The sequence below is a fragment of the Microvirga sp. genome (assembly GCF_014699075.1).
Classification (GTDB): Bacteria; Pseudomonadota; Alphaproteobacteria; order Rhizobiales; family Beijerinckiaceae; genus Microvirga.
Genome location: NZ_JACXAB010000002.1, coordinates 436,477 through 453,815, shown reverse-complemented (window position 1 = coordinate 453,815; position 17,339 = coordinate 436,477). Strand labels below are relative to the sequence as shown.

25 protein-coding genes are annotated in these 17,339 nt (G+C 58.8%); all 25 read left to right on the top strand.

The window, feature by feature from the left end; all coding sequences use genetic code 11:
- The first annotated feature begins 545 nt into the window (after positions 1 to 545).
- The 25 genes from repC (at position 546) to IC232_RS05370 (ending at position 17,332) form a co-directional block, all read left to right on the top strand.
- Positions 546 to 1,700 carry a plasmid replication protein RepC gene (repC, locus tag IC232_RS05485; RefSeq protein WP_190843909.1) on the top strand — a complete coding sequence of 385 codons (1,155 nt, stop codon included), beginning with the start codon at positions 546 to 548 and terminating at the stop codon, positions 1,698 to 1,700.
- An 81-nt stretch (positions 1,701 to 1,781) separates the two neighbouring features.
- Positions 1,782 to 2,084 carry a helix-turn-helix transcriptional regulator gene (locus IC232_RS33220; protein ID WP_190843908.1) on the top strand — a complete coding sequence of 101 codons (303 nt, stop codon included), beginning with the start codon at positions 1,782 to 1,784 and terminating at the stop codon, positions 2,082 to 2,084.
- A 56-nt stretch (positions 2,085 to 2,140) separates the two neighbouring features.
- Positions 2,141 to 2,443, top strand: coding sequence for an HU family DNA-binding protein (locus IC232_RS05475; RefSeq protein WP_190843907.1), 303 nt, complete (start codon positions 2,141 to 2,143; stop codon positions 2,441 to 2,443).
- Positions 2,444 to 2,630: 187 nt separating this feature from the next.
- Positions 2,631 to 2,876 (top strand): hypothetical protein, encoded by a 246-nt coding sequence (locus tag IC232_RS05470; protein ID WP_190843906.1) that lies wholly within the window; start codon positions 2,631 to 2,633, stop codon positions 2,874 to 2,876.
- A 106-nt stretch (positions 2,877 to 2,982) separates the two neighbouring features.
- The gene (locus IC232_RS05465; RefSeq protein ID WP_190843905.1) at positions 2,983 to 3,243 is read left to right on the top strand and encodes a DUF2312 domain-containing protein; all 261 of its coding nucleotides are present in this window, start codon (positions 2,983 to 2,985) and stop codon (positions 3,241 to 3,243) included.
- Between the two features lie 107 nt (positions 3,244 to 3,350).
- Positions 3,351 to 4,409, top strand: coding sequence for a phosphatase PAP2 family protein (locus IC232_RS05460; protein WP_190843904.1), 1,059 nt, complete (start codon positions 3,351 to 3,353; stop codon positions 4,407 to 4,409).
- A 106-nt stretch (positions 4,410 to 4,515) separates the two neighbouring features.
- Positions 4,516 to 4,767: a DUF6894 family protein gene (locus IC232_RS33215; RefSeq protein ID WP_409564863.1), complete on the top strand. Its 252-nt coding sequence runs from the start codon at positions 4,516 to 4,518 to the stop codon at positions 4,765 to 4,767.
- Between the two features lie 354 nt (positions 4,768 to 5,121).
- A complete protein-coding gene (locus tag IC232_RS05455; RefSeq protein ID WP_190843903.1) occupies positions 5,122 to 5,775 on the top strand; it encodes an outer membrane protein in 654 nt (217 codons plus the stop codon).
- Positions 5,776 to 6,222: 447 nt separating this feature from the next.
- Entirely contained in the window at positions 6,223 to 6,447 is a 225-nt protein-coding gene (locus IC232_RS05450) for a hypothetical protein (RefSeq protein WP_190843902.1), read from the top strand.
- 747 nt (positions 6,448 to 7,194) lie between these two features.
- On the top strand, positions 7,195 to 7,533 hold the full coding sequence (locus tag IC232_RS05445) for a hypothetical protein (RefSeq protein ID WP_190843901.1): 339 nt from the start codon (positions 7,195 to 7,197) through the stop codon (positions 7,531 to 7,533).
- Between the two features lie 76 nt (positions 7,534 to 7,609).
- Positions 7,610 to 8,161 (top strand): hypothetical protein, encoded by a 552-nt coding sequence (locus IC232_RS05440; protein WP_190843900.1) that lies wholly within the window; start codon positions 7,610 to 7,612, stop codon positions 8,159 to 8,161.
- 68 nt (positions 8,162 to 8,229) lie between these two features.
- Entirely contained in the window at positions 8,230 to 8,790 is a 561-nt protein-coding gene (locus IC232_RS05435) for a hypothetical protein (protein WP_190843899.1), read from the top strand.
- A gap of 62 nt (positions 8,791 to 8,852) precedes the next feature.
- Positions 8,853 to 9,440, top strand: a complete 588-nt coding sequence (locus IC232_RS05430; RefSeq protein ID WP_190843898.1) for a DUF1643 domain-containing protein — start codon at positions 8,853 to 8,855, stop codon at positions 9,438 to 9,440.
- 45 nt (positions 9,441 to 9,485) lie between these two features.
- On the top strand, positions 9,486 to 9,974 hold the full coding sequence (locus IC232_RS05425; RefSeq protein ID WP_190843897.1) for a hypothetical protein: 489 nt from the start codon (positions 9,486 to 9,488) through the stop codon (positions 9,972 to 9,974).
- Positions 9,975 to 9,985: 11 nt separating this feature from the next.
- Positions 9,986 to 10,396: a response regulator gene (locus IC232_RS05420; protein ID WP_190843896.1), complete on the top strand. Its 411-nt coding sequence runs from the start codon at positions 9,986 to 9,988 to the stop codon at positions 10,394 to 10,396.
- 92 nt (positions 10,397 to 10,488) lie between these two features.
- The gene (locus IC232_RS05415; protein WP_190843895.1) at positions 10,489 to 11,643 is read left to right on the top strand and encodes a hypothetical protein; all 1,155 of its coding nucleotides are present in this window, start codon (positions 10,489 to 10,491) and stop codon (positions 11,641 to 11,643) included.
- 358 nt (positions 11,644 to 12,001) lie between these two features.
- Complete coding sequence (locus tag IC232_RS05410; protein ID WP_190843894.1) at positions 12,002 to 12,670, top strand: response regulator transcription factor; 669 nt, start codon at positions 12,002 to 12,004, stop codon at positions 12,668 to 12,670.
- Between the two features lie 129 nt (positions 12,671 to 12,799).
- Complete coding sequence (locus IC232_RS05405; protein WP_190843893.1) at positions 12,800 to 13,117, top strand: hypothetical protein; 318 nt, start codon at positions 12,800 to 12,802, stop codon at positions 13,115 to 13,117.
- A 15-nt stretch (positions 13,118 to 13,132) separates the two neighbouring features.
- Positions 13,133 to 13,378: a hypothetical protein gene (locus IC232_RS05400; protein WP_190843892.1), complete on the top strand. Its 246-nt coding sequence runs from the start codon at positions 13,133 to 13,135 to the stop codon at positions 13,376 to 13,378.
- 39 nt (positions 13,379 to 13,417) lie between these two features.
- Positions 13,418 to 14,116: a hypothetical protein gene (locus IC232_RS05395; RefSeq protein WP_190843891.1), complete on the top strand. Its 699-nt coding sequence runs from the start codon at positions 13,418 to 13,420 to the stop codon at positions 14,114 to 14,116.
- A 94-nt stretch (positions 14,117 to 14,210) separates the two neighbouring features.
- Positions 14,211 to 15,245 (top strand): methyltransferase, encoded by a 1,035-nt coding sequence (locus tag IC232_RS05390; protein WP_246812042.1) that lies wholly within the window; start codon positions 14,211 to 14,213, stop codon positions 15,243 to 15,245.
- Between the two features lie 61 nt (positions 15,246 to 15,306).
- Positions 15,307 to 15,486, top strand: coding sequence for a hypothetical protein (locus IC232_RS05385; RefSeq protein WP_190843890.1), 180 nt, complete (start codon positions 15,307 to 15,309; stop codon positions 15,484 to 15,486).
- A 53-nt stretch (positions 15,487 to 15,539) separates the two neighbouring features.
- Positions 15,540 to 16,289: a DNA N-6-adenine-methyltransferase gene (locus tag IC232_RS05380; protein ID WP_190843889.1), complete on the top strand. Its 750-nt coding sequence runs from the start codon at positions 15,540 to 15,542 to the stop codon at positions 16,287 to 16,289.
- Positions 16,290 to 16,309: 20 nt separating this feature from the next.
- A complete protein-coding gene (locus IC232_RS05375) occupies positions 16,310 to 16,549 on the top strand; it encodes a hypothetical protein (protein ID WP_190843888.1) in 240 nt (79 codons plus the stop codon).
- Positions 16,550 to 16,573: 24 nt separating this feature from the next.
- Positions 16,574 to 17,332: a hypothetical protein gene (locus tag IC232_RS05370; protein WP_190843887.1), complete on the top strand. Its 759-nt coding sequence runs from the start codon at positions 16,574 to 16,576 to the stop codon at positions 17,330 to 17,332.
- The last annotated feature ends 7 nt before the right edge of the window (positions 17,333 to 17,339 follow it).

The following is a 17,339-nucleotide window of genomic DNA, read 5'->3' as shown; positions in this document are numbered from 1 at the left end:
ATGCGAATTGACTCGCCCTTTCGGGCTAAATGACTCTTCGCAAAGAAGTTTCCCACCGCTGAATCGATCTATTGTGAATGGATTCTTGCTAGCCGACTCCACAGCCAAATTGGAATCGGGCATCACTAGTGATGGCACGACTGGAATGGGTGAATGCCATGCCTGATGCAAAGCATACCGAACGGGTTCAGCGCTTTCGGAAGTCTCGCCGGGAGCGGGGAGACCACGAGTTGAACGTTTGGGTGCGCGGGTCCCTTAAGGTTGCGATCGATCAAGCGATCGAGAGCGGTCGTTTCAGGAACCGGCAGGAAGCAATCACTCATGCCCTCGAAGCCACATTTGCCCAAAAGGAGCGAAATGTCGTGACGTAAACCAGGCAAAGCAAAAGGCCCACGAAGCTGGACACTTCGAGGGCCTTTGGAGACCACCGCGAGGGGTGGGCAAGGAATGTATTAGCAACATCCTTATGCCATCCCGACAAGCTGAATGTCAAGAGCATCGGTTTCGGTGAACGCTCCCGCTTTGCCCTCAACATGGAGGGTACGATGCAACTCGCATCGTCAGGAGGCCGGCGGCTGAGACATGCTGCTTTGGCCGCGAGAGAACTTGTGCTCGAAACCGGGCGTACGGTGACGCGGAAAGAACTATCTGCGGCAGCCCGAGAGGCTGCCAAAGCCTTGGAACTGCGGAATGGCCCCCGATCGGTCCTGTCCGAGCTCGTCGCCTGCTGGGGCGAACAGGAGTGGGAACGGCTGCTGGTCTGGCCGTCGAACGATTATCTGGTCAGCCGCACTGGGATGTCGGAGCGGGGAATTCGCAAGGCATTCCGGGTCCTGATCGATCAGCAACTGATCGTCCCGAAAGAGTCCCCGAATGGAAAGCGCTATGCCGTCAAAGACTTGGCCGGCGAGATCGTCGACGCCTTCGGGTTCGACCTGACGCCCGTCTATGCCAGGCGAGGGGAATGGGCGGAGCGGATCGTCGAACAGAGGCAGCTCCGGGAAACCCGAAAGCGCACGTTCGATGAGATCACCATCGCCCGGCGGGCCGCCCAGGAGGCGCTCAACAGCCTGACGTTGGAGTTTCCCGACCTGGATCGCTCCGACCTGGAGGAACGGCTTGCTGGGTTGTTGGCGCGGACGCCGCTCCGCAGCACCAAGGCCATGCCCCTCGACATCCTGGATGAGTGGAAATCCCTGAGAAGGGCCTGTGAGGAAGCTTATTATCAGACAGGCTATGCCGGAACTGGGTGCCGTCACACTAATAACAACAACGGATCTCCTACCGAGACTTGTAACAAGGGCTTTCCGAAGAAAGCTGAGGCGGTTCGTTCAACCGAACAAACCTCGGAGCACCTATCACCGGAATTGATCCTTGAGGCTTGCCCCACCCTCAGCGACTACGGCCAGCCGGTGCGGGACCTCGCAGACATCGTCGCCGCCGGCCGATACCTGCGGGCGGCCCTTGGCGCCAACGAGAGCGCCTGGGCGGAGGCGATTGAGGGAATTGGCACCGTCAGGGCGGCCATAGCCGTCATCTACACCCTGCAGCTCTACGAGAATGATCTTGCCAAGAACGGCGGCGAGAGCCGGATCAAGAACCCGGGCGGGTACTACCGCGCCCTCGTCAGGATGGTGAAATCCGGCAAGATTGACCTCGCGGTCGAGCTTCTCGCCATGAGGAGACGGCGCATGTCGTAATCTGGGCGCAATCTCCGGAAAAGCTTCCTGTATTAACTCGGGCCTGCCGGCCATTAGCCGGCTGTTGCGTGCGGATTTTTCATGATGCTTACTCACCAGAAGCTTTGGCAGGCGATCGATACCGTTGCCGAAAATTGCAGCCTGACCGCGTCCGGCCTTGCCCGGAAGTGCGGCTTGGATGCGACCACCTTCAACGCGTCCAAGCGGATAAGCCCCGATGGACGGGAACGCTGGCCGTCGACGGAGACGCTGTCCAAGGTGCTTGAGGTCGCCGGAATGGACCTCGTTGCCTTCGGGGAACTGGTGAATTCATTGCCCGAAAACCCGAAGCCACAGCCTCAGAAGCGTCGACGGGAAATCGTGCAGGAGGCAGCCAAGGCTTGACGCTTTAGGAATATTCCCCATCTGGCATAGGTCAGAAGGCTTCCGAGAGAGGTGTCATGAACAAGACGCAACTGGTCGAAAAGCTTGCCGAGGAGTACGAGTTCACGAAGGTATTTGCGCGTGACATCGTCGATAACGTGTTCAACTCCCTGGCTGAAACCATCCAGAAAAGGGACGAGGTCTCCATCTCAGGCTTTGGCAACTTCAAGGTGGCCGAGCGCCAGGCGCGCCCGGGCAGGAACCCACGGACGGGCGAGCCCATCAAGATCGCGGCCTCCAAGAACATCAAGTTCAAGCCGGCCACGTCGCTCCGCGCGTCCCTGAACACGAAGAAGCGCGCCCGTTCGAAAAAGGCCTGACTACGGCCAAGCTTTCCTTAACCCTGCCGATGGCCATTTTCCGCTCCGTCCGATAGCAGGGCAGGTCAAAACGGAACGGTAAGGATTTGGGCCGATTGATAGGGCTCGGCGCGACCCAAGCGCTCGAGCCTTCCTTGCTGCCCAGAGACCCCGCGTGAAAGACCAGAACAATCAAAAGATCACAGGCATGGCCCAAATTGCCGGTGATCTCGGGAAGCATGCTGCGGGTCGCGGCGATACGGTCAACGAGGCCTACTTTCAGGGTATGGCCGAGGGCCTCGCGCTGGCCGAACTCCTGATTTCGGACGATGCGCGTCTCATGACGCGCTGGGTTCACATCTTCGCATCACAGCAGCTTCGCTCCGATCGAGTTGATCCCTCTGTTATTTCCGTGCCGCAGATCGATCATAGATCCCATCCTGCTCCCCATTAACGACGACAGTGGAATCCAGGCTTCGTCCCAATCTCCTGATTTAGTTTCTGATCAATTCGAATTATAATTCGTAGATTGATCACGCCAAACCAGGACGATTCGTGAAATGGACGATGCAGCATTCAACACAGAATCTGTAGCAGCCGATCAGCTTAAGCAGTTTATCGAACGGCTGGAGAGGCTTGAAGAAGAGAAGGCTGGGATTCAGGGAGACATTAAGGACGTTATGGCAGAGCTGAAAGGCCAGGGTTTTGACCCAAAAGCTGTCAGAGCCATCCTGAAGATCCGCAAACAAGATCACTCTGAGCGCCAAGAGCATGAAGCAATTCTTGAACTCTACCTTCAGGCGCTAGGGATGAGCGTCTAGCTATACTTTGCCTGGGTTGCCATTGAACCAAACCGGACGAGGCGCTCCAGCGACCTCGTCCTTTTTATTTCGGCCGCGTACGAACTTGCACATTTTCAGGAGAAGATATGAGCCGGGCATTTGATTCATTGCTTGCCCGTGGTGCAATTGCACGCGACCATCACGATGCTTACGCACTTGCGCCGGGCATGCTCCTCACTGCGACCCTGTGCTTTGCTGTCATTGCCGTGCGGCTTGTTGTCGTCGCGCTGACCCCACTGGAACTCGACCACGCCCTCCAGGTGACCCTTGCCGTCCTGGGCATCATCCCAACGGCCGGCGCGATCTTCTACAGTTTGCCTGGCCGGTCTCGGCCTCGAATGGCCAGCTTGTATTTCACGGTGGCGCTGGGCCCCTGGTCCGCAATGGCCTTCGGCGACTTAGGGCATGTGGTGAGTTACCTCTCGAAAGACCTTCCCTTCTGGGACCACCTCTTGGCAGAAGGGGACGCGATCCTCGGCTTCGATTGGGTTGCAATGCTCGCCTGGGCCAATGAACGCCCGGTCCTGATTGCTGTCGCGTACGGGATCTATATGTCGGCAGCGTTCCAGTCCGTCGTGATCCCGATCCTGCTCGCCGCCCTCGGGCGATTTCGAGCTCTGCACGTCTCAACGGTCGCTCTCTTCGTGACCCTCATTGTCACTTACACGGTTGCGTGCCTTTTCCCCGCTCTCGGCACCTATGAGTATTACGGCATCCACCCAACGCAGCACCCCGACATCGCGGTGCGGGTCGCCAGTCTCCATGTTCCCGAAATCATGGGAGTGCGTGACGGATCAATCGTCAATATCTCGCGGCTGGCGCCTACAGGCTTGGTGACTTTTCCAAGCTTCCACGCCGCCAGCGCCGTCCTACTCGCCTGGGCCCTTTGGCATATTCCCTACCTTCGATATCCAGGCCTCATCCTCAATGTCTTGATGCTGGCAGCCACCCCACTGCACGGCAGTCACTTCATCACAGATGTTCTCGCCGGCGCTCTCACAGCAGCGGTCTGCCTCTGGGCTGCGGCGTCCCTTCTCGACCTTATCCAAAATCTTACGACGGCAGAGGCTCGCCGACTCCGTATCGGGAGTTCGCCGGTGCCCACGTTGCCGCCGCTTACTCCGGTTGGATCTCACCCAAAGTAGCAGATCCGGCACCAGAACGAACAATGTTGATCCTGGTTATCCTTCAGACGCAACAAATGGAGACGGAAGATAGCCTCCCGCTCCTCGGACTCCACGGCTGCCAACCATGCCGCGCTACTACATCGATCTTAGAAGTCATTTCGGAACGCATGAAGACACAGACGGTGTGGATCTCCCTGACATCCCCACGGCGCGAGCCGAAGCCATGAGGAGAGCCGCCAGCCTCTCACAAGGCTGGTCACACCTTCCGCCGCAGTATTGCGCCGACATCAGGGTTGAGATCATCGGCGAGGATCTCCAACCTATTCTCTCGATCCCGTATTTCGAGCTTTCGCAGCCAAGCGAGACTGGGCACTGATATTTCAGGAGCTCAGTGCCAATCCTTAATCCAGGGAAACCGGTTGGTCGCGCAACCCATTAGAAAATCCAGGCACGACCCATCGACCAGATCCAGAGGTAAAAAACCCTGCCCCGGGAAGGGCAGGGCTAGTTTCTCCTCGCCTTCGGCTATCGCCGAACACAAGGTGAGTAGGGCACACAGCATCCGGCGAGTCAAATCGAACAGGGTCCAAGTAATAGCATTGGCTCGCGTGTTTAGAGTTCATTAAGCAAGCCTGATCAACTAATGCGTCGTTGCATTTATGTCATAGCCAATTCAATCGGCTGCACCATAAATAGGGTCAGTTCTTCTCGCACTACGGATGCATTGCTCATGAAAACCCTTGCCCTTCGCCTTCTCGCTGCCACTGCGATTGCAACGGCTGCTGTTTCTGCTGCCTCGGCTGCTGACCTTCCGATGCGTGCTGCTCCTCCGGCTGCCCCGTTCGTTGCCGCTGCTCCGATCTTCACCTGGACGGGCTTCTACGCTGGTGTGAACGCCGGCTACGGCTGGAGCGATGACGACAACGATTCAATCGCCATTGCTGATGACGAGGACGACGGCGGCTTCGTGGGCGGCGCCCAGGTCGGCTACAACTACCAGATCGGCTCCTTTGTGGTCGGCCTCGAAGGCGACATTCAGTACGCCGACTTCGGCCGTGAAGGCGCCTTCGACCTCGACAACGACGGCGAAGAGGACGGCGTGTTCGAATCCAGCGATTGGTTCGGCACCGTGCGGGCTCGCGCCGGTGTGGCTCTGGGCCAGGCTCTCATCTACGGCACGGGCGGTTTCGCCTTCGCTGATGACTCCAACGGCTGGACGGCCGGTGGTGGTCTCGAGTACGCCTTCACCAACAACCTCTCGGCCAAGATCGAAGGCCTGTACGTCAGCCTTGACGGCGACGACAACGACATCGTCGGCTTCGACAACGAGACGGACTTTGGTGTGGTGCGCGCGGGCCTGAACTTCCGCTTCGGCTCCTACTAAGATCCGTCTTGCCTGAGACAGAGAAGGCCCGGAACATCCCGGGCCTTTTTTCTTTGTCCGCCTAGAGGTTACACTCCCTACGGCATACAAAAGGACGTAACATGAGGCGGGTGGTTATGCTTCTAGCGACTATGCTCCTCGCGAGTACGGCGCAAGCACAGACCGACGAGATTGCTGGGCTACGCAGATATGAGAGAACTCTAGACGGGATCTGTCGAGGAGGTGGGGAGGATGAGGCCCAGACCGAGGCTGCATGCTGTGGTCGAACACTGATTGGAGTTCGGCTAAACCAGCTCGGATGGTGCTACGGAAAGCAGGGCCAGATAGGTGCGGATATGGTCTGGCACCGCTGCACGCGCACATCGCAGCGCCACAACCCGAGGGATTATTGCGACCCTACGCGATGAGATGACGAGACTACGGGCCGAAGCCACAGGAGACCTCACCATGCAGCTGTTTGGAGCTTTCGAACTGGAGATCAGGCCTGGAACCCCGGAAAATCCGGCCGGCGTCAAGATCGCACTTCTGCGCTACACGCGGGGCGAGGACGGACGTCTCTTCATCACGCCTGAATGCATGTCCTATGATGAAATCGAAGGGCAGATCAATGCCCTGCAGGACGAATTAAATGAGCTGCGCGACAGAGCCCGCAGAGCGTTCCAAGTCACCTAGAAAGCCACGTTCCAACACAAATCCACAGGCGGAATTCTTTGTAAGCGAGGGTAAGCCGCCGTTAAGCGAGCAGGACTAGAGCAGCCTCAATCAAAGGATCTGCTCACAATGAAAAAGCTCAAACTCGACGCCGAAACGCGTGTGACTGCAACGATCTATGCTGGCCAGGTGATCGTCTTCGCCTTAGGCGTTTGGCATTACGGAATCTGAGAACAAGAAGGGTTGCGTCTGGGTACTTTGCGATGGACCTAGACGCGACCCCCGGCCCGTGTTTGCCCCCACGAGAGGTCTCGATCCAGAAGGCAACGTTGGCCGGAAATGGGGCACCCTCTTCTCCGCTAGAATCTTTCGCCTCTGAGCGGAACCTGAGCCGGTCTCCGGTGTTGATCCGGTCTCTGGCTCACCGGTTGCCCCCATCGGGTCAGGAACTTGAAAAGCGCTCCCGGACGGGAGCGCTTTTCTTTTCACCTCTCAACTGATCTGGAGCAGCCGAAATGCCCACTGGTACGTCACGCCGCACCTTTGGTTTCGCTGTTTATTTCGGCTCTTAAATCCTTCTTAACCTCATCAGCAGATCTAAAGAGCTCATCTGACTTTTATCCCTTCGGCTCTGCCGCATCGTACCCCGACCATCACCGTTCGGGGTGCCGCAATATTATTGTCATTGCACGTGGGTAATTGCCTCTTGAGACGACCAGCCTTTTTGAAGGGTGATCATTCAAAACCCCAGAAAGAATTGCGAGGATCATGTTCAGCATCACCGACTCCGTCACAGCCGCAATCAACATCCTGAGCGCCATTGACGCGCTTGAGACGGCGCTTGCGCGCACGAGCCCCGATGCCGACCTGATACATGTGAGCGATCATGAGTTTGATCTCCTGAGTGAGGGCATCGTCAACGCCCGCTATGTGCTCACCTCTCACGGCAGACCGGTTCCTTCCATCCTCTCATTGATGGCCATCCGGATTGCATCCTCGGCCGGGCTCCCGCGCCCGAAGGTCGAAGCCGTCTTGCGGGATTTAAGAGCCGTGGAGCTTCTCGCCGAGGGCGACACAGAGCTAACCCACACTGCCATCGCAGCATAAGGAGACCCCGATGGGCTTCTTCCGGCACGAGAACATGCCGGGCTTCCGTTAGGTCCACCCCTAACGGAGAACTCCCGTGTTCATCACTACCCCTTTCCAGCTCCAGTTCCGCATCATCAACCGCGCTCAGGAGGTCTGGACTTACGACAGCCTCGAGGAGGCTGTTCTGGCCCTTGGGAGAGCCGCCCGTGAGCAGGGCTTCTTCCTGTCCGACGTCCTTGCCGACCATTTCTCCTACAATACCCGTGTCGACATCAGCGGCGTCCGCAGCACGGACCGGGTAGGGCACCTCATCGTCCGCACGTCCCTGGGCGATGTTGTGTCCCGCGAGCAGGTCCTGGATCTGTTCTACAGGCTGAACGCCAAACCTAGTCCGGCGGAGGGCACCTACCGCTGCGGCCCCTGGCCCGGTATCCGCCGCCGGCGCGGCCATCGCGGCACCTCCATCCGCATCGTTCGCACCAAGCAAGCGATGACTTGGAACGACGTGGACAAGGAGGAACTCGAAGCGATCGGCATTCCGCCCAGCCGCATCCGGCGGCAGCGCACCCTGCCGACCTACTGGTCGGACATCCCGCGCCAGAATGAACGCTCCTGGAAGAGCCAACGCTCGACCCAGTGGCGCTAACGCAAAGAAGGGCGGTCTGAGCGATCAGGCCGCCCTTTGTCATGGCATCACAACATCAAGGGCTCCCCATGCTGCTCCACGTCTATGTCCCGAAGCCTGACTCCTTGGCCGCTGCTCTTGTCCTGCCCGGAAGCGGGATTGTCGGAGCTGGGGAGCGGGACGGCAGGGTCCTCTGCTACTACGAGGGGAATGCGATTGGATCCCAGGACCTCAAAAGCTTCTATGAGAGGCTGCGACGGGCTGCCAGCCGGTTGGTAACTAGGTACCCGACAACGGCCATGGCCGCGTTCCCGGTCGACGACCTGCAATGCGTGGCCACCTTCGACGCCGAGCGCGAATACCTGCCTGAAATCGAGGATCACCGGACCCTCGAGCGGTGGGCCGGCGAAGCTGCATTGAACATCCAAGGTCCGGATCTGCCGGAGGGCGCCCATCTGACCAACGCGATTGGCGTTCGCTTTGAGAAGGCCTTCCCGCGGCTCCTGATGCGCGAGGGCACAGTTCATACCTATGCCCTTCGCTGCGGTCAGATCGTGGTCATCAACATCGCTTCGGGTATGTCGGAGGTGATCAATCCAACGGACACACTCGCCGACAGCATCCGCCAGGAGGTCAAATCGCGCCGGTAGGTAGGCGATCCCACCAGGAGGGTGCTATAAGATGGCAGTTCAATTCTCAAATCAGAAGTCAAATGCTGCCGCTTCAGCCTGCACCCTCAGATGAACTCCACGACGCCGGAGGCAAAAGCCGCCTCCGGCTCAAACCGGACGTCGTTGCCGATGCCGTGTTCTACGACAACCGGCGCTATCGGACGATCCTGACCCGCCGCTGGACCGAAGACCGGGATGCTCCATTCGTCCTCTGGATCGGGATGAACCCTTCGGTGGCTAGCTTTGATGTAGATGATCCCACATGCGCCCGTGAACAGGAGTTCACCCGCCGCTGGGGTTACGCATCATATGTCAAATGCAATATCATGGATGCGTGTTTTACAGAGCAGAAGCGGCTGCGCGATCCGGATGTCATCCCCTGCAGCGAGCACAACCTTCCAGCCATCCGCGACCAGGCCAGCCGCGCCGCCATGATCGTTCTCGGCTTTGGGGCGGTTCATCCTTCCCTGCAGCACTATGCAGACGCAGTGTGCCAGGCGCTGGTCGAGGACGGACGTCGCCTCTGGTGCCTGAAACTCACCAAGAACGGCAACGCCGGGCACCCCCTCTACATCGCCGGCGACACCAAGCCGGTTCCGTACGCCCCAAAGCTGAAGCCTGCTGTCTGAAGCAGAGCGTCAGTGCTCACCTCTCCCGCCATGAGGACATTCTACATGACCGCCAAGTTCTGGACCCTCCTAACGGGGGTCGATACGGTTCAGCCATTCTACGATCAAGCTGAAGCTGAGACTGCGGCGGCCAACTTCGTTCAGTCCTGCGATGACAGCCGGATTGTGACTGTCGAGAACTGGCGGGACGAGCTCGCCGCCCTGAACAAGGAAATGGATGATGCCGGCGAGGCCGGCTACCTCTGCACTCTGACCGAGCATTCTGTTCCTGAGCTTAAGGCTGTTGCCGTGCTCGAGGAGGGGGAGGTCTGCCGCATTGAAACTGCATCGCCGTTGCTCCAGCACCTGAAGGTAGCTGTGGTCGAAACCAAGTTCAGCCGACTCGACTACCATCCGGACGACGTGTTCCAGGTTGAGACTCCGCACGGACCGATCGACGCCGTCGGCCATGTTCAGGCGGTTCAGCCTCAGGATTGGCCGATTGAAACCGTCTTTGAACGTATCTGCGCTAGTGAACCAGTCCGCGTGATCTGAGTACAATACCTATGGCCCTTGATACCTCTGTTCCAGTTCTGATCATCGACGATTATCAGACGATGCTCCGGATCATCCGCAATCTTCTCAGGAAGATCGGCTTCACCGACGTGGACGAGGCCAAGGACGGCCGTGAGGCACTGGGCAAGCTCAGGCAGAAGCAGTATGGGCTCGTCATCTCCGACTGGAACATGGCGCCCATGACCGGGTTCGAACTCCTCCAGGAGGTCCGCGCCATCCCGGCACTCAGCCGCTTGCCATTCATCATGGTCACGGCCGAGGCGAGGACCCAGAATGTGATCGCCGCCAAAGAGGCCGGTGTCGACAACTATATCGTGAAGCCGTTCAGCGCCGAAACCCTTAGAGCGAAGGTAAGCACAGTGCTCGGGTTCCCGGCGGAGAACCATGCGCGCTCAACCTGACCAAGCAATCCAACCAGCATCGTTACGGAAACCCGCTACGGTAAGGCGGCCGGGGCAGATCAAAACCAACTAAAGCCTACCCGAGGAACATTATGCACCCCCTAAACTCCCGCCTGTTGGCTCTCGGCATTGCTGTGGCTGCGAGCCTCAGTCTCGCCGGCTGTTTTGAGTCTAAGACGAAGGCTATTGAAGTCGGTGAGGATGTTGGCTTTCCCAGCAAGGCATTCTGTACAACGCTGGGCAAGAAAAAGATCGAGCAGCTTCCTGCCCCCGAGATAGAGCCAAATGGTGGGGTCATTTACCGCTCAGACGGCAAGCCAAACAAATTCGCATTCAAGAAAGTAAATAAGAACCTTTATCTTGCTCAGGAAGAGACCCAAGGCAAATACAGGTTTGGCTATCTCTGGCGCGATGACAAAAAGCTTCGGACCCTCGTCTTCCCTCCTCAAATAACCGAGGGAACCAGGAAGTCCGTAGAGAATGCGGGCCTCACCCTCAGCCCCCAAGCTGATGGTTTTCAGGAACTTGTCGGTAAGCAGGCGGACCTTCAACGCTTTCTTCTCTCGCCGAACATAGACAACCTAGTTGCCTTCTCCGAGTGCAGCTTTGACAAACCCGCAGACTGGGATCCCCCGCTGATCGGGCAGGTTCGGAAGAATATGAGCCGCGAAGAGGTTATGTCGCTGCCTGGAGCGACTGAGTGCGGCGACAATATATGCTTCAGTGATCTCGGCTTGGCTCGCATCAACCCAAGATCTCAGCGGAATGGCTCTGGACAGATCCGCGTCAAATTCAGCGAGCAAGGCGTGAACCGGATTTCCGTGCGCGCAAAGGGGCTCGACCTCGGTTGGCAGGAGGGTCTCCTTAACAAAACGGTCCAGTCGCTCCTTCTGGTTCCTTATACTGGCGATGAAGGCGCATTTGTTTTTCTCCAGGTTAACGGTGACCAGGTGCTATACTCCGGCCCCGATGCGACCAAGCTCTCTGATGATGTGGCAAAGCGGCTGGGCACCTTCCACCAGGAAATCCAGCGCCGAAGCCATGTGGCTAACATCTTCAGCAACCAGAGCATCCGGTTTCTTCGGATTGTCCTGACGGATAGCAAGGGCATCGAAGCTATCAAGGACCTTGCCGACTTGAATGCCGCGATCCACGAACTGGGGTTGCAGAACCGGCCCTACATCGATTTCACTCTCGAAAGAGAAAAGGATGTCGGGCAACGCCTGTCTATCGATAGCCAACACTGAATGGCGGCGGTTCGAAGAAGAGGACCCGATCTACCGAGCATCAGGCAGCGTTCATGAACGAGCGTAACTATTAAGTATTTGTTAACCTTATGCTCGGAACCGCTACATACTGTAATCCGGATGCAACACTCTGGGGCAGTCACGAGCCAAAAGAGTGTTCGTGATTGACCCTGACCCGCCCTAACGACATCTTCACGCAAGGTTAGTTGATTCGAAGGAATCACAACGGCGGCGACGGACGCACACAATCTATTCGAAAACAATACTAACGGACCTGTGGATCTTTTTATGATCAGCGGGAGCCGGAGAATAGAAAGTGGGGCGTTCCAATAGTTCTCTGGGTTGGGGCATTACTAAGATGTTTATCGTTGTTGCTTCGCAGCAATCGGCTGCGGCTGCCTATGTGTCTGAGTTTCAGCATGAGGGAATCCCCTCCATGGGATTGTTCTCGAACGATTTTCAGACTTGGCTTGGCGATCCATCTAAGAACGACCTGAACGGGGTCCGCGGCTTTCTGATCGACGAGAGCGAAGAACCCGCCATGTTCGCTAAGACGATCCGCCAGCGTACGCCCGCTCCGATCATTGCCTTTAGCGAATCCCGCTCGCTCGAAAAGACGCTGGAACTGCTGACCGCCGGGATTGACGACGTTGTCCGCCGGCCGATCCACGTGAAAGAGATCCTTGCCCGCTCTGAGGCTGTCTGGCGCCGTCACCGTGAAAGCCAGCCTGTTACATCAACTGACCGCGTTCGGGTCTACAACAACGGTCAGGATGCAGAGGTCGACGGCATGCCCCTGATCCTGCCCCGGCGCGAGCTCTGCATTCTCGAATACTTCCATCGCAACCGCGGCCGCTCCGTCACAAAGACCCAGGTCTTCAACGCCGTCTATGACAGCCAGGAAACCGGGGTCTCGGACACGGTGGTCGAAGGCCATATCAGCAAGCTTCGCAAGAAGCTGCGGCAGCGTCTCGGGTATGATCCGATCTTGGCCAAGCGGTTCGAAGGCTACACCTACTTGGGTTAATGCAGACAGCTGAGTTCAACCTCAACTGATCTGTTCCTGTAGGAACGACAGAATCTAAAACCCCAACAAACTCTTGCGAGCGCCGTCCGAACCACCTCGGGCGGCGCTTTTGCTTGTCATGAGGTCAACATGCCTGATGTGAATGTTCGCACCCTTGCGGATTTCAAGCGCTTCCTCGCCCGCCCCGGGGCCTCCATCGAGACGGTCCGGAACGACGTCATGATGAGGAATGGACAAACGCCCGAGACCCGGCCACAGGCCTATGGCCTCCGCCAGGTTAAGAAGCTCCAGACGAACGCCGTCCAGTTCACGGGCGACAACTGGCTCTGGTTCGACAAGGTTGCCAAGTACCGCTTCGCCGGCGACACCGTGACGATCGACGTCAGCAAGGGTGAGCCCTTCGCAGAAGTCATCGAGTACAAGCTCTCATTTCAAAATGCAGCTTAGAACAGGGAGGCATCCATGGGATTGACCTGGATTCGCAAGGACGACGTGCGCAAGGGCCTGCTCGATACGAGCAACCAGCATATCTATGCAACTTATCGTGAGGTGCGAAAGCGCGGCGGCGCTCCGAACACCTTCATGGTTGAGGGTTACGCTCAACGGGCAAAACGGCACCCGGCCGACGAGAAGGAATGGCCGGACGTCGACAGTGCCCAGGCGGCATGCCTCCGCATTGCAGCCTGCTACACCCAGGCCACCCTCTAAGCGGTGGCCGCCTTCTCCCTCACCCGTGGATCATCGCCCATGTCCTCTCAAGTCCAGGTTCGTCACCAGAAGCTCAAGCAATTCGTCGAAGAAGCTCTCGATGCCGGCGTGTTCTATGAGCGGGATATGAAGGAACGCATCCTGCCGCAGATTCTACCCTTCGACGAAGCGGTCGAGAATCTGTTCGGCACCTTCACCAATCCATCGTTTCAGGAACTCCAAAGCCTCGAAAAGCAGGTCTGCGCCCTGCCTCGCGGCTCCTGGGCCATCATCCACAAGGAATGGGATGGCGGTGGATGCTACTCTCTGATCTTCAGCGACGGGACCGGAGACCGCGCCCCAGGTGTGTCGTATGACACGTATGATCGTGTCCTGTCCTACGATGAGGCCCTGGCCAGTGTCGTCGGCTTCGAAATCTACAAAATGCGACAGGCGGTGGAACTCGAACGTGAGATCGCCGCGGACCTCAAGGCCATCGCGGACAACGGCTTCGAGCTGTATCAAAAGTTCGAAGGCCTCAAGGTCGAGTCCCGCATCTTCACGACGGCGCAGATATCCGAGATCCGCCCCAACGGCCATATCGTTCTGCGCCTGACGCTCCGGGGTAGCCGCAAGACCTATGAGACGACCCTCGGGGGCCGCGACCTTGAACGCCGTATTCGTGAGGCGGAGGAAAGGGCAGCGCCCAAAGCGGCTAACGTCGAGCCCGCTGGCCAGACGGCCCTATTCCTCGCCTAGATCAGCTTCCTCTCATCGCCAACACAGCCGGCCGCGCTGCCCTTCGCTGCGCGTCGGCTCCGCTCGTCCAGATTCACAACCGTAGCGCCAGCCGATGCCCAAGATTTCCAAGGAAGAAGCGGCACGCCACCAGGCGGCCGAGAAGCTCCTCGAAAAGGACGTTCTCACCATCTCGGAGCGCGAATTCGTTCTGGAGCACTGGCACGAGGGAGCCCGGCACCTCAATTCCGTGGCCGGTGCGTTCTTCACTCCGCTCGAACTTGCCCGCGATTTCGCCGTCGAGGTCACGGGCCGCCGGATCATCGACCTGTGTGCCGGAATCGGGAGGCTGTCTTACCTGATCAAGGCCGCAGCCGAATTCTCCCGTCAGCCCCTCGAACTCACCTGCGTCGAGATCAACAAGGACTACGTCGAGGTCGGCCGCAAGATTCTCCCTGAGGCGCGCTGGATCCACGCCGACGTGCTCGATCTTCCCAAGCTCGGTCTCGGGTCCTTCGACTGCGCGATCGGCAATCCGCCCTTCGGCGCGATCCGCTCCGACGGCAAGGCGCCTCGCTACAAGGGCAGCAACTTCGAATATGCGGTGATCGATCTGGCCTCGGATGTGGCCGACTACGGCGTCTTCATCATCCCGCAGGGATCGGCCCCGTTCCAGCTCAGTGGCACCCAGACGTTCCGGCATGCGACTTCGCAGAAGTACGAGGCGTTTGTGAAGTCCACCGGAATTGCCCTGCAGCCAAACTGCGGGCTCGACACCTCGGGCTACGATCACCTGTGGCGCGGAACCTCCCCGCGCACCGAGATCGTCTGCGCCGATTTCAAGGAGGTGAGGGCAGAGCGCCAGGCAAATGCTGCTCCGGCCATCGCCTCCCTCCTTGATCTTGCACGTTCGCCATCCATCCCGCCCGTCCGACCAGGCCTCGCGCAACAGGCCGATCTCTTCGCCTCAGGATCCCATGACCGAAACGATCCATTCCCCGACCTCCCGCTCCATCGCTTTCAACGAAACCACAGAGTTCGAAGCGAAGGGGCGAAACGGCTTCATGAAGACGGCCGGCATCACCCTGGTGCAAATGCCCAACGGAGAGATCCATCTGGGATGCATCACATCCAAGGGTGTGCCCTCTGATGCCGTTCGGCTCCCTGTTCCGAAATCGGCTGTCATCCCACTGGCGAACGCTCTCCTCGCCATGGTTCAGGCCGAACAGGTGACCGGACATGAAACGGTCATCACTCCCGAGCAGGCCGAAGCCGCCCAGACCCTCCTTCAGATTTCGATGGATAGCGGCGGGGATCTCGCCGACCTGGCGCAGGCGGTATCCAACGCTCTTGATGGTGATCGCATCGTCATCCGTGATCCGGACGCATAGTTCTGCCGGCCGCTGTCGCCGATTCCCATTCTCCAAAAAGAGCTTTGATAATCATGACCCTGCACAAAGGCATGGGCGGCCACCACAGTTCTGCGGCTTTGACCGAGTCCTGGCTCACCCCGCCCAACGTCATCCAGGCGCTCGGCTCGTCCCGGTCATTCGACTTGGACCCTTGCGCCGCTCCCAATCCGCGGCCGTGGGACACCGCCCGTGAGCACTACACCTGGCCCGAGCAGGACGGGCTGAAGCTGCCTTGGGAGGGCAGGGTGTGGCTCAACCCGCCCTATGGCCGCGCCATGACGGATTGGCTCAAGAAGATGAGCCGCCACAACAAGGGCACAGCTCTGATCTTCGCCCGCACGGAAACCGAGGCTTACCACGAGTTCATCTGGCCCTACGCCTCCGGCATCCTCTTCCTGCGCGGAAGACTGCACTTCCACTATCCTGATGGTCGGCGGGCCGAAGCCAACTCCGGAGCTCCCAGCGTGCTCGTCGCCTATGGTGAGGAGGATGTGGAGCGGCTGATCCACAGCGGTCTTGATGGCGCCTTTGTCGGCCTCACCCGTCCGGTGCTCCTGCATATGGTGCTCAACTTCGAGCAGCCGATGCCCCATTGGCGCGAGGTGGTCTGCGATACGATCAAGAATCTCGGCGGCATGGCCCGGCTTCAGGACATTTACCAAGCCCTGGAGAACCACCCCCGAACCAAGGTCAACCCTCACTGGAAGGCCAAAATTCGACAGACCATCGGAAGGCTCGGCCTCCCGCGCATCGACGACGGTCAGTACGCCCTCTTCGCCTGAACCCTCTGAAAGGCTTCCCCATGACCCACGTCCTTGTGACGGTTGCCCAGCAGGTAACCGATCAGGAACTCGATGCCGACGACAGCCCCGAAATCGCCGGCAGCTATGTCGTCCAGGTTAAGGATGGATCCACCGATCCGACGGAAGATGCACTCGACACCTTCCACGACACCATCGGCATCGCCTGTCTGGATGATTTTAGCATCTCGGCCAGCCTCATCGATCCCGCCAGCATTCCGGCTGACGCCAGCTGGATCTGATCATTTCCAGAAAAGAGAACTCCCATGACCGACCAGGATGCCATTCTCTGCCAGACCCAGGTCCGGGACTGGCGCATTGCCGAAGACAGCACGGAGGATCTTGTCGGCCGCCAGACGGAAGACTGGCTCGTCGAGATATCCCATTCCCACTACCAAGGCTTGTCGCTCACCTTCAAAACGCCCGATGGCTCCGACCGCCTGGTCGACATCGAGATTGACCAGGGCAACGTGGTCGTTCGCTCGTACCGCGGCGATGAGCCCGATGCGAAAATGATCGTCGCGGCCGACGCCACCTATGTCTCCTCCTGCGCCGAGATTGGCCCGCTGGGGCGCAAAATCATCCGGTACGAACCGGAAGATGCGGCTCTCCATGGCGGAGAGGTCCCGGCCAACATGGGCACGCTCGCAACCGAGATCGTCGCGACGGGCGACAAGTTTCAGGCCAGCCTGGAATGGATCGGCGAAGGTGAAGACGGAGATTACCGTCCCGACGACCCCAATGACCGCCCGCTTCTTCGCTTTGATGTCGCCCAGATGGACGAGAGCGGCGCTTGGGAAGACGTGCCGGACACCAGCTATTGCATGCAGCTCGATGCCCGGCTCCCCCGTGCAGTTCGGGAACTGGCAGCCAACCTCGTCCTGAAAGCCGTCGAGGAGGCCCATGCCGCTGGCCTGTCCCTCAAGCGGGTCTGTGAACGCCTGTCCTGGATGGACGAGGCAGCCGCCAGAGCCGGTGACACCGCCACATTCCTCAAAACCGAACTTGTCGCCGCTGCGGAGTAAATCGATC

Bases quoted from the DNA above. Each gene is read 5' to 3' on its own strand.
- repC (WP_190843909.1), top strand. From the start codon at position 546: ATGCAACTCGCATCGTCAGGAGGCCGGCGGCTGAGACATGCTGCTTTG.
- IC232_RS33220 (WP_190843908.1), top strand. From the start codon at position 1,782: ATGATGCTTACTCACCAGAAGCTTTGGCAGGCGATCGATACCGTTGCC.
- IC232_RS05475 (WP_190843907.1), top strand. From the start codon at position 2,141: ATGAACAAGACGCAACTGGTCGAAAAGCTTGCCGAGGAGTACGAGTTC.
- IC232_RS05470 (WP_190843906.1), top strand. From the start codon at position 2,631: ATGGCCCAAATTGCCGGTGATCTCGGGAAGCATGCTGCGGGTCGCGGC.
- IC232_RS05465 (WP_190843905.1), top strand. From the start codon at position 2,983: ATGGACGATGCAGCATTCAACACAGAATCTGTAGCAGCCGATCAGCTT.
- IC232_RS05460 (WP_190843904.1), top strand. From the start codon at position 3,351: ATGAGCCGGGCATTTGATTCATTGCTTGCCCGTGGTGCAATTGCACGC.
- IC232_RS33215 (WP_409564863.1), top strand. From the start codon at position 4,516: ATGCCGCGCTACTACATCGATCTTAGAAGTCATTTCGGAACGCATGAA.
- IC232_RS05455 (WP_190843903.1), top strand. From the start codon at position 5,122: ATGAAAACCCTTGCCCTTCGCCTTCTCGCTGCCACTGCGATTGCAACG.
- IC232_RS05450 (WP_190843902.1), top strand. From the start codon at position 6,223: ATGCAGCTGTTTGGAGCTTTCGAACTGGAGATCAGGCCTGGAACCCCG.
- IC232_RS05445 (WP_190843901.1), top strand. From the start codon at position 7,195: ATGTTCAGCATCACCGACTCCGTCACAGCCGCAATCAACATCCTGAGC.
- IC232_RS05435 (WP_190843899.1), top strand. From the start codon at position 8,230: ATGCTGCTCCACGTCTATGTCCCGAAGCCTGACTCCTTGGCCGCTGCT.
- IC232_RS05430 (WP_190843898.1), top strand. From the start codon at position 8,853: ATGCTGCCGCTTCAGCCTGCACCCTCAGATGAACTCCACGACGCCGGA.
- IC232_RS05425 (WP_190843897.1), top strand. From the start codon at position 9,486: ATGACCGCCAAGTTCTGGACCCTCCTAACGGGGGTCGATACGGTTCAG.
- IC232_RS05420 (WP_190843896.1), top strand. From the start codon at position 9,986: ATGGCCCTTGATACCTCTGTTCCAGTTCTGATCATCGACGATTATCAG.
- IC232_RS05415 (WP_190843895.1), top strand. From the start codon at position 10,489: ATGCACCCCCTAAACTCCCGCCTGTTGGCTCTCGGCATTGCTGTGGCT.
- IC232_RS05410 (WP_190843894.1), top strand. From the start codon at position 12,002: ATGTTTATCGTTGTTGCTTCGCAGCAATCGGCTGCGGCTGCCTATGTG.
- IC232_RS05405 (WP_190843893.1), top strand. From the start codon at position 12,800: ATGCCTGATGTGAATGTTCGCACCCTTGCGGATTTCAAGCGCTTCCTC.
- IC232_RS05400 (WP_190843892.1), top strand. From the start codon at position 13,133: ATGGGATTGACCTGGATTCGCAAGGACGACGTGCGCAAGGGCCTGCTC.
- IC232_RS05395 (WP_190843891.1), top strand. From the start codon at position 13,418: ATGTCCTCTCAAGTCCAGGTTCGTCACCAGAAGCTCAAGCAATTCGTC.
- IC232_RS05390 (WP_246812042.1), top strand. From the start codon at position 14,211: ATGCCCAAGATTTCCAAGGAAGAAGCGGCACGCCACCAGGCGGCCGAG.
- IC232_RS05385 (WP_190843890.1), top strand. From the start codon at position 15,307: ATGGTTCAGGCCGAACAGGTGACCGGACATGAAACGGTCATCACTCCC.
- IC232_RS05380 (WP_190843889.1), top strand. From the start codon at position 15,540: ATGACCCTGCACAAAGGCATGGGCGGCCACCACAGTTCTGCGGCTTTG.
- IC232_RS05375 (WP_190843888.1), top strand. From the start codon at position 16,310: ATGACCCACGTCCTTGTGACGGTTGCCCAGCAGGTAACCGATCAGGAA.
- IC232_RS05370 (WP_190843887.1), top strand. From the start codon at position 16,574: ATGACCGACCAGGATGCCATTCTCTGCCAGACCCAGGTCCGGGACTGG.